Here is a 9,905-nt window from a genome sequence, read left to right as displayed (position 1 = left end):
GTCGGGACCGACCACCCGGTCGTTCCCGCCGGTGGCCCGGCTGCGGCATCCGTCCCACCCGGATTCGGTGATCCGGCCGATCCGGGTTCCCAACACCTCGGCGAGTTCGTCGAGGCTGCCGGTGCCGGTCCGCGAAGCCAGCGCGAGAGCGATTCCGGCGGCGGCGACCGCATCGGCACCGGCGTCGTGGTGGGTGGTCAGCTCCACACCCAGGGCATCGCAGACGATCGGCAGCCGGTAGGAGATCAGATCCAGGTGCCGGCGCGCCCACACCATCGTGCAACCGAAACGCACGGTCGGCCACGGCAGCCCACTGTGATCGCACGCCGTGCGCACGGCACCGGTGTCGAAGCCGGCGTTGTGGGCGACGAGCGGCAGCTCCCCGATCGCAGCGAGGACCTGCGGCCACACGTCTCCGAACCGCGGCGCACCCGCGACCGCATCGGCGGTGATGCCGTGGATGGCGGTGTTGAACGCGGAGAAATGCTCGACCGGCGCCGGTGGACGACACAGCCAACTGAAGGTGTCCACGATCATGCCGTCACGCGCGACCGCGACACCGATCGCGCAGATGCTGCCACGATCGGAGTTGGCAGTCTCGACGTCGACCGCGGCGAACGACAATCCGCTGCCACTCATCGGGTGACGAGGGGTAGCGGTCGCGCGGCCTTTCCGTCCGGTTCGACGAGGAAGGTACGCATGGCGCGTTGGGTTTCGACCTGGGTCCACACGTCGGCGAGGTCCCGGATCCCGCGCGCGAGATCCAACGCGACCGCACCGTCGGGCTGCGGGTCACCGGGGCCGGTCACCGGCCGCAGCACCGCGGTGCGCGGGTCGGGAACCTCGGGCCAGTCCGGGCGGGTGAGCTTGCTCTTGACCGTGGCGGCATGTTCGGTGAAACGCTTGTCCAGGTCACGGATTTCGGTGTGGACGGCATCGACGGTCGCGTCGAGGTCGATCCACCCGGCGACCGGGAGCTGTTCGACGACCGAATCCGCCGGCGCCGGTGTGCAGCGCACGACGTACCGGCCGGTGAGCAGGGTGGCCACGGTGTCGGTGGCGGTGGTGTCGAGGACCCAGGCCCCACCGAGACGCGACATCCGTGGGGGAAGCTCACCGCTGATGTCGACGTGCCAGACGGCCACCGTGGTGGGTTGTTCGTCGACGACGGCGATCGGGTGGTGGTACGGCGCGGACTCGACGCTCATCGGGCTCCTCGTGTGCGGACAGCGGGTCGTTTCATGCCATCGTGTCACCACACTCGATCGTTACCCGGAGCAGCGCTTTTGCCGTCGACGCCGCATGTTCCCCCGCGGAAACGTGCGATACGACCACGACGACGGTCTCGGGGGATTCTCGTTGCGTGCAGCGCGGTGCGGTGCGGTGCGGACGATTTCGGCGGACGTCGGCGGGGATGTACGACAGGCCGTGTCGATCTCGATGGCCGGCACTGTGCGGCGCCGGCGATCACAGGACCGGCAGTATGTGGCTGCGCGCGGGGGCGGCTGCGCGCGGGGGCGGACGGCCGCACAACTCCCTGCCGTGCCGTCGTTCGCCGCCTTGTCGGTCGCTCGAGGACGCTGCACCCTGCCACGTGTTTCCGCGGAAACACACACGACAGCCTCGACCACGGCCGGCAGCAGGTGCGTCGATACCGCGGCACCGACCACGCACCACACCAGAGTGGAGGCGCGACACCCGGCGAGCACCCGCACACGTTCGTCCGGAGCGACTGCGGTGGCCGCGGCCGGTGCCCAGCGACAGATGCTCGCGGCCAGTCTTGCTCAGGAATCGAGGACTGCGCGAGCGTGTGCCGGACGCCCGTGACGTTGACGACGGACATCGGAACACTTCTGCCCCGAGGCGATCCCGGGTGGACGTCGGTGATCTCCGCCGAACGGTGACGCCGCCTCCGGTCCGGCCGCCGGTGATGCGCGGACCGGTATCGCGGCTCACAGGGCGACGGCATCCTCGAGTGCCGCCGCTGCTATTGCTCGCTTGAGCAACTGGATCGGGAACACGTCGATGTCGTCGCGGCCGAACAGCGCGCGGGTCTCGTCCATGAGCCCGGCGGCCCGCATGAGCAGGTTCCCGTCTGCGGGATCCATCTCGACGAGGATGTCGATGTCACTGCCGGTGTGTGCTGTGCCGCGGGCGACGGACCCGAACAGCTTCGGGTTCGTTGCGGCGTACTTGTCCAGAAGCGTCTGGAACTCGGCGCGACGCGCGTCGATCAGCCCACGCAGAACCCCCGTTTCGGGCGCCGCGTCGGGCTGTGTCATGCCCCCAGGATACCGGGGAGGTGCTGCGATGGCCGCCGGCGAACATCGACACAGTCCCGGTCCGGGGAGTGTGCGCGTACTCCTCGGTGACCGGCCTGTCGATCGAGGTCGGCTCCCGGCCGGTCGCGATGTGGAGTGCTGGGCGCGCCGGCCCACGGTATCGCGCCGAAAATTCCCCGAGCTATTCGACTAGCGTTGGGGCAGTGAAGAATACGAAAAAATACACCCGCGGATACCCACCGGATCGAGTGTTCGACACCCTGTGTTCGGCGGGTGAGCGAACTCAGTTCGGGTGCGCGCCCGGCCGGATGCGCTCCGAGGTGCGCTGCACCGGTGAGCAGGCTACGCGGTGACCGCCCGCGGCGTCCGGGTACCGATTCCGGTGGGAACGCGCGTGCGGCACGCGGGGCAGCAGTACCGCACGGCATTCGCGGCGGGGACCGGAACCGTCCTCCAGGTGCTCGAGCAACATTCGGTCGACGGTACGTGGGAGTACCTGGTGTGTACCGACGACGGCCGGATCGTGTCCTGGAATCGGATCGACGTGGCGGGTACTGAGCCCCCGAGAGCGGAGAGGTAGTGCCGATGCGGGCGATGTACAACCGCGAGTCGAAGAACATGTGGATCGTCTACGACGACGGATCGACCGAGGAGGTGGGGCAGGCGGACACCGTACGGGAGACGTACGTGCTGCTCGATGCGGCAGGGTTCATGCGCATGGGTGACTGGTTGCTCGTGGCGTCCGGATCGCCGCTGCGTGTGGCACGGATTCAGCGTAAGTAGGTGGTGCGCTCGGTGGGGCGCAGCGTATTCGCACGTTCGGGTGTCACCGTCGGGTGTGTGGTGGTCGTCTGCCGGGGTTCGGGTGTGTGGGTCTGCAGCTTCGTCACGGGTCGGGGCGGTGTAGCGCTCGACGTTTCCGCTGGATGAGGTTGGTGTGGTCAATCAGGTCGCCGGGGCGACTGTCCGGTGGCCACTCGACGGCTGAAGCAGGTCGGGTGGCCACCGTGGGGGTGCGCCTTCGGGATGTGCGTGGCGGCGTGCAGTTCAGGTGTAGAGCTTCCTCAGCAGTCCGGTGTGTATCTTGCCGGGGGTGTCGATGTCGTGGCCGTTTCCGTACACGTCGAACCAGCGGCCGTTGTCGAGGTACGCGTAGATTCCGTCGATCGCGGTCACGCGTGCCGTGTACCGATCCTGGTTGGTGCCGACGCCGGCGGCCGCGACTCGCTGCACGATGTCGCCGACCTCGAGTTGTTCACACATTATCCATCTCCCTCATTCTCGGTTTGTGTTTTGTAACCCGTTGGCGGGGAACGTGATTGCGATTCTATCGGATTCGGTGGTGGGTTTTGGGGCGCGGGTTGATGGTGCACCCCTGGGCATTCACCTCCGTGCCCGGAGCTGAATGCCCAGGGGGTATTCGTGGGTGCTTGCGCCTTGACTTCGGGTGTTATTTCTGGGTGGCACTAGTCGTCGAAAATGTTGGGTTGCAAGAGATTCGGAGTGTTGACTCGTGGCGATGAAAGCCGATATGTTCGTGTGGTCCCAGTTGATGACGGGCGGTTGCTGACCACTTCCGTCCGGCTCGATCCGCAGCGCAGTGCTGCGGGGAGCGGAGTGTGCGATGACGAATGTGATGGACGAGGTACGGGCCGGGTGGCGGCTCTCGTACGATCGGGTGGCGGTCGCGGAGATCCTGTCCGACGGGGAGTTGGAGAGCGGCGCCGCGATTGCTCGGGCAGCGGCCGGTGACCGCGACGGTCTCGACACGATCCGGGAGATCGTGAACGTGACGGGCTGCTACGGAGTGTGGGAGATCGACGGTGAGAACCGGGGAGTATCGCAGGTGTGCGCGGAGTTCACCTGCGACGACGAGGGAAACCTCACCAACGACTACCACCTGACGCTCTCGGTGTTCCTGGACTCCGGTGTGCTCGTCGCCGATGCCGGACTATCCGACATGAGGTCGCTCCCGTGCACCGAGTTGGTGACGGTGTACGACGTTCTCGACGGTGTGACCACACTGCTCAACGAGTCCCTCACCCGCGCGGCGCGGACCCTGGTATCGGCGACGGCACCGGCCTTGCGGATGGTGCCTGTCACCGAACTGCGAAATGCGGTCGCAACAGAAGCTATGGGCACCGACCAGATCCCGCCGATCCCCGATCATCGACTCGAACAGGCACTGATCGACAGTTGGCCGCTGGTGGCCGACCGATACCGGCAGATGCACACCGAGTTGCTCGCCGCCGCGCACCGGGCATTGGGTACCACCGATACCCCGAGCCGGGAGGCCCCGACTGCGGCTCGCGAGGACAAGTCCTCGGATGCTCACACCATCGTCATCGGCGTCGATGAGGGTGCGCTGACGATCACCTGGCCGACCGGCACCACGGACACCGTCGAACGTGACGAACCCGCGACCGCCGATCTGTACGAAGGGCTGTGCGATGCGCTCGACGCCATCGAGATAGGCAGATCCGCACACTGCCCGTTCCACGACGGCGACGAGCGTCATGCGGCCGCGTGCATGTGCGACGACCCGACGACCACGGAAGAGGTGTAAGGCTGTGGGATACTACGTGAGCACCCACGGGTCGATCACTCTCCCCGCTGCCGCGGTGGACGCGGTGTGGACCGCGTTCTGCGCGCCGGACAGCGACGTCGATACCGAGATCGCGGACTATGCGCGCGACGAGGACGGTACAGCGGGGAAGGTAGCAGCGGTGATCTCCGAGGCGATCGGTTCCGAATGCCCCGGTGCCAGTGAGGTTGACGAATGTGATGGTCGCGTCACACTGTTCGTGTGGGGGGACGGGAAACTTCGCGACGCGATGCCGACTCTGCAGATCGTGGCCGACCACGGCGGCACCGGCTGCATCGAAGCGGTAGGGGAGGACTACTCGCGGTGGCAGTGGCGTCTCGCGGACGGAACGGTGCACGAAGAATCTGGTCGCACCGTCTACGCCGGGGAAGTGGACACCGAGGGCTGGATCGCGCACCTGCAAGCACCCGACGACTCGTGCATGGACCATGTGGCGGTGGCGCCGACGGAGGCAGCGGCGTACGCCCAGATCGCCGCGTGGTGCCGGGACGACTACCAGGACCACCGCTGTGAGGTTCCGGTCAGCGGCCCCCCGATCGACGATGACACCGACGACGAGACCGTCATCGAACGGTGGACCACGATGTTGGGTGGAGTGAAGTACCGGGTGATGCGAGTGGGTGCCCTGGCGTCCACCGCCACAGGATAGACACGCTGGCAGCACGGGGCCGGGCCGCCGCGCCCGGCCCCGTGCTGATGCGACCCCGCCACCGCCCCGCAGTCCGTCCGCCGTGCTGCAGGACGGTGGCGGCACATCGCCCGAGTGTCGGACCGGTCGCGCGGTGGGAACGGTGGGAGTGCCCCGACGAGAGACATGCTGGTGCCGTGTCGTGACCGGTTGACGCTGGGCGGGCCGACCATTCGGCCGGCGACGACTATCGGCTCTTCCAGCCCCGTGCCTGGAGCTGGAAGAGCCGGGGAAGTTTGTGCGCCGGGGAGCTTGACTTCCACTCCGCGCAATGCTGCACGAAGACATGAAAACAACTGGCGTGGAGAACATTCCGTGGCTTGCCTGGACCGCCTCGGCAGGTTAACGTGAGCGAGTCCCAGTTGATGCGGGCCGGGGACTGACCACCTTCGGCACGCGGTACCCCGAGACAGCGTTCTCGGGAGTTTGGAGTTTCTCTGATGACTGCTGATGTTGTCGCGTTGGCCCGAACGGATGCGTGCGGCGCTGCGGTGACGTTCCCTCCGGCGTCCGGCTCGTACGTGCGGGTCGAGACCGAATCGGGGTGGGTGACGGGCTGGGTGATGGTGGACTCCGCGAACCCGCGGTGCGGAGACGAACCCGCACACGTCGCGGTTGTTCTGCCGGAAGACGACGGAGAGCGGATTGTGTTCGCTGTGGTGACGCCGCAGCAAGTGGAGGTAGCCGACGGTCGGCTCTCGTTTCCTGCGGGGTGGCGGCGTATGGAGGCAGCACTGAGGGCGCTGTTGGAGGCTCGCCGAGAAACCGCGGCGGCACGCGAGGAAGCCGCTGCTGCGACACGCGAAACCAGCATCGCGCGGATGGAACACCAAGCATGGGTGGACGCACTGGTGTGCGATGCACACGAGTGGGCCGACGATAACGACTTGTGCTCCCAGTTCGACAGGTTCATGCAGATCCATGACCTGCCCGTCCGTTCACGCGACTTCGACGTGACTCTCGTGGTCGACATTGCCGTGACCGTGACTCTCACGGTGTCCGCTGATTCGGAGGACGACGCGACGAATCGCGACTTCTCGAATGACGAGGTAGCAGCGGCGGTGGCGGACCGATTCTGCAATGGCGGCCTGGCCGATTTCGTCAACAGTTGGCACGTCGACGCCGTAGTGAAGTCCTGAACCACGGCACGACACGGATGTGGGCGCGCTTCGGGGCCCGAACTCGAGCGCCGGACCCGGCCCTGAACAGACTGAACGCAGGAGAATGCACATGACGACTACCGACTACGCGGCGGACATGCGCGGCGCAGAGAACATCGACGATCTGGCTGCGCTGTGCAGCCGCCACACCGATGCGCCCCTCGCCGACTCGGCGATCGGCGCTGACCAGCAGAATGCGCTGCGTGCTCTGCTCGCCGCGACAGCGTTGGTCCCCTACGTGAAACGCTGCCGCAGCGGCAACGACGGGTTCGAGGAACAGATCGCGGATCTCGTGGCGGATCTGCGGCACCTGGCCGACACACTCGACGTTGACTGGGGCGACGTGGACGCTCGTGTGGCGTCCAACTACGCCGCCGAACTGCTCGGAATGTAGAACGTAGCACCGCTGCCTGTCGGTGGCCGCCCTCGATCCAGGGGGCGGCCACCGACGTTCTCAATCCACGTGCAGTCCGGGAAGCAGGTTGGCGCATGGATGTGAGCCACCGTTGCCGGCATTGACCGGACAAACGGTCACGTCGGCACCGGCAAGGGCGTGTTCCGACTTCGGTCAGGGCTGCCTGCACGTCCTGATAGATACTCTTCCGAGTGCTGCTCATGCGAGAGATCTCTGTTCGTTGATTCTGTCCGCGCTTCTGCGGTTGGTCTGTTGCTGGGCGAGCAGGCTTCGTGGACCAGGCGCTACATCTCGTCGAGTGGACTCAGCCGTGCCGCCGCCCTGTCGTCATGCGATGACTGTCATGGGATCTGCGTGTCGACCTCCGGCCCATCCGGCTCCGTGCCCGGGGCCGGATGGGCCGGAGGGATTCGGGTGCCAGAGCCCTTGCTTTCAGAGACGTCATGTGAACGGTTGAGTGACCACAATGTGCTGATAGACAGCACATTTCGGTACTTGCGCACTGTGCGCGCAGGTGATTACAGTCGAGCCGTCCCAGTTGGTGTGGGCCGGGTGGAGTGACCATCCCTCGGCTCGCGTGTCCCGGGTGTGCATCCCGGGGGTTTGGAGTGTGTGATGTCTGTTGATTTCGCCGATGTGAATGTCGCCGAGTCGGCCGATGGCGGTGTTGTCGCGAACCCGATTTTCGCGCTGCCGTCGCACGAGTTGTTCCTGCTGTTGTCGACGGCGCTGACGTTCGCGGCCGGACCGGCTATCGACGCTCTCCATGTAGTGCACGTGGAAGTGCGTGGAGATCAGATGATCGCGGTAGGCATGGATCGCACTGCGCTGTGCGCCACGCGCGCGACGGTCGAGCGCGTGGAAGGCGGCACGGCGACGGGATTTCAGGTCACACTGTCTGCAGATGACGTCAAAGCGGCACTGCCGCTGTTGAAGGTCGCGACACGAGACCAGAAGGCGGTGTCGGTGATCTTGTCGTTCGAGGGCACGATGATGTATCTGCGACGCTCGGATGGCGTGTCGGCGAGCGTACGCGGTTCGCACCACTCGTTCCCGGACTGGCGGGGCCTGATGGATGGGGTCCGTGAGCGAGCCCGTATGGGTACCGACGTGGGCTATGCAGCATGGGTGAACCCGGCGGTTCTCACCAAGTTCACCAAGATCAAGCGGCGGGACGAATACCTCTTGATCGAGCCGAACCACAAGTCGGCGCGCGGAAGCATCGGTGTTCGAGTGGGAACGCACTCGATCGGGATTCTCATGCCTGTGCGGGTGGAGGACTCCGCTGGGCTGCGGGGATCGTGGGACGCGCTGCTCTGATCTGGAAGAACTGGTCGCCACCTCTTAGTGGGTGAGTGAACAGGGCGACGGCACCCGGGCGGGGTTGTGACACCGCCAGGGTGCCGTCGCCTTGCTGCCTGTGGATGAACTGGCGCGGCCGCGACTAACACCAAGTAGATTTTCGCCCGGCGCAGATCTGATAGCACTGAGTGCGGCCGCGTATGAAGTGGATATTCTGGGCGGAAGATGGACAACATAGTTCAGGAGGATCTGCAGCGATGACTGACTACCGATTGAGCCATTTGGCACCGGGATCGGATGATCCAACGATCTGTGAATTGGGTCAGGTGTGGCCGGAGGATGTTCTGGACCAGCCGGAGTGGTACTGCAATAGGGAGGAACTCGGTGCCGTAGATGTTCTCCGGAATTGTCAGAATGACCCGGACCGCCCCGTTTCGGTTTTCCGTGCGGTTCCACCCGGTACGAATTGGATCAATGCTGGGGACTGGGTTGCACTGGATGTGGAGTGGGCTCGGAATCATGCGATTCAGGATGATGACGAAGGGAATGATTGGCCGGTCATTTCCGTGGTGGTGAAGGCTCGGTATGTGAATACGGATGGTAGCTCTTTGGCTGAGTTCGGATACAACGGCCCGTCTGTACAGGCTTCAATCGTGAAATGAGAATTGTTTGGGCAAGCCTTCTCGAATCGTGCGTCGTGAGGGTGTTCCAATTTCAGGGGAACTCAGGGGGCTGCGACCGGAATCCGGGGGGTGCTGGACACGGAGAAAGCGGATGCACCTGTGGGGGTGTTGTTGTGACGGGTGCGCAGGTGCGTGCGTGGTCGGGTGTGGAGTTGTCGGATGAGGAGTTGGGTCGTGTGGTGGGTGCGGTTCCGTGTTCGTCGGTTCCTGATGCGGTGGCGGAGGTGGTGTTTGCTGTGGCTCCCCGGTGGGAGTTGAGGTGAGTTGAGGTGAGTTGAGGTGGGGGTGGTCGGGCGGTCCCTGTTGTGGGGGCCGCCCGGTTGTTGTGGGGTGGTTGCCGGCGGTGTGGGTGTCTTTTTCGTCCGTTTTTTGAATTGTGTTGTGGTGCAACATGTTTAGTGGAATATGTTGGTGTGCAAAATATTCGGGTGTGTTCGCGCGTTGTGATGTGAGTGTGTGAGGTTGTTGGTTTGTGGCACTGAGTATTTCGCGTTTCACCGGTTTCGGTTGTTTCCCGGTATCCGGCGAGGGTGTGGTGTAGGGTGGGGGTATGGCTGAGGTGGTGGGTTCGCGGTGGTGGGGTGGTGGTGACGCCGGCGCGCGGAGCGCGTCCCCGACTGTCGGGTGTTCGGGTTCGGTATGGTGTGGTGACGTGGAAAGTGTTGGCGGGCTTGTGTTTTCGGTTTCGAGCGGAGCGGAGCGACGCGGGCGACGCGGGCGACGGCAGTGTGACGACACCACCGCCGAGCCGCGGAGCGGCTCCCGAGCGG

11 protein-coding genes are annotated in these 9,905 nt (G+C 65.2%); 7 read left to right on the top strand and 4 right to left on the bottom strand.

Going from position 1 to position 9,905, the window contains the following annotated elements; translation table 11 throughout:
* The 3 genes from WAX14_RS23220 to WAX14_RS23210 form a co-directional block, all read right to left on the bottom strand.
* Positions 1 to 639: 3'-5' exonuclease (locus WAX14_RS23220; RefSeq protein ID WP_422630395.1), on the bottom strand; the 639-nt coding region annotated here is incomplete at its 3' end.
* Entirely contained in the window at positions 636 to 1,208 is a 573-nt protein-coding gene (locus tag WAX14_RS23215) for a hypothetical protein (RefSeq protein ID WP_422630394.1), read from the bottom strand. The genes WAX14_RS23215 and WAX14_RS23220, both read right to left, overlap by 4 nt.
* A gap of 744 nt (positions 1,209 to 1,952) precedes the next feature.
* The gene (locus WAX14_RS23210) at positions 1,953 to 2,282 is read right to left on the bottom strand and encodes a nucleotidyltransferase family protein (RefSeq protein WP_422630393.1); all 330 of its coding nucleotides are present in this window, start codon (positions 2,280 to 2,282) and stop codon (positions 1,953 to 1,955) included.
* 585 nt (positions 2,283 to 2,867) lie between these two features.
* Here WAX14_RS23210 and WAX14_RS23205 point away from each other — a divergent pair.
* Complete coding sequence (locus WAX14_RS23205; protein WP_422630392.1) at positions 2,868 to 3,065, top strand: hypothetical protein; 198 nt, start codon at positions 2,868 to 2,870, stop codon at positions 3,063 to 3,065.
* A 264-nt stretch (positions 3,066 to 3,329) separates the two neighbouring features.
* Here WAX14_RS23205 and WAX14_RS23200 read toward each other — a convergent pair whose 3' ends face one another.
* Positions 3,330 to 3,545 (bottom strand): hypothetical protein, encoded by a 216-nt coding sequence (locus tag WAX14_RS23200; RefSeq protein ID WP_422630391.1) that lies wholly within the window; start codon positions 3,543 to 3,545, stop codon positions 3,330 to 3,332.
* Between the two features lie 361 nt (positions 3,546 to 3,906).
* On the opposite strand from WAX14_RS23200, the gene WAX14_RS23195 reads away from it, so the two are divergent.
* The 6 genes from WAX14_RS23195 to WAX14_RS23170 all read left to right on the top strand — a co-directional run bounded on the left by WAX14_RS23195 (position 3,907) and on the right by WAX14_RS23170 (position 9,114).
* Positions 3,907 to 4,848 carry a hypothetical protein gene (locus WAX14_RS23195; protein WP_422630390.1) on the top strand — a complete coding sequence of 314 codons (942 nt, stop codon included), beginning with the start codon at positions 3,907 to 3,909 and terminating at the stop codon, positions 4,846 to 4,848.
* A 16-nt stretch (positions 4,849 to 4,864) separates the two neighbouring features.
* Positions 4,865 to 5,536, top strand: coding sequence for a hypothetical protein (locus WAX14_RS23190; protein WP_422630389.1), 672 nt, complete (start codon positions 4,865 to 4,867; stop codon positions 5,534 to 5,536).
* Between the two features lie 479 nt (positions 5,537 to 6,015).
* Entirely contained in the window at positions 6,016 to 6,714 is a 699-nt protein-coding gene (locus tag WAX14_RS23185; protein WP_422630388.1) for a hypothetical protein, read from the top strand.
* A gap of 91 nt (positions 6,715 to 6,805) precedes the next feature.
* A complete protein-coding gene (locus WAX14_RS23180; RefSeq protein ID WP_422630387.1) occupies positions 6,806 to 7,129 on the top strand; it encodes a hypothetical protein in 324 nt (107 codons plus the stop codon).
* A 636-nt stretch (positions 7,130 to 7,765) separates the two neighbouring features.
* Positions 7,766 to 8,470 carry a hypothetical protein gene (locus WAX14_RS23175; protein WP_422630386.1) on the top strand — a complete coding sequence of 235 codons (705 nt, stop codon included), beginning with the start codon at positions 7,766 to 7,768 and terminating at the stop codon, positions 8,468 to 8,470.
* 239 nt (positions 8,471 to 8,709) lie between these two features.
* Positions 8,710 to 9,114 carry a hypothetical protein gene (locus WAX14_RS23170; protein ID WP_422630385.1) on the top strand — a complete coding sequence of 135 codons (405 nt, stop codon included), beginning with the start codon at positions 8,710 to 8,712 and terminating at the stop codon, positions 9,112 to 9,114.
* Positions 9,115 to 9,905: the final 791 nt, after the last annotated feature.

It is taken from the genome of Rhodococcus sp. (in: high G+C Gram-positive bacteria) (assembly GCF_049299235.1).
GTDB lineage: Bacteria > Actinomycetota > Actinomycetes > Mycobacteriales > Mycobacteriaceae > Rhodococcus.
The sequence above is the reverse complement of the archived record's forward strand: the minus strand, read 5'-3'. Positions and strand labels throughout refer to the sequence as shown.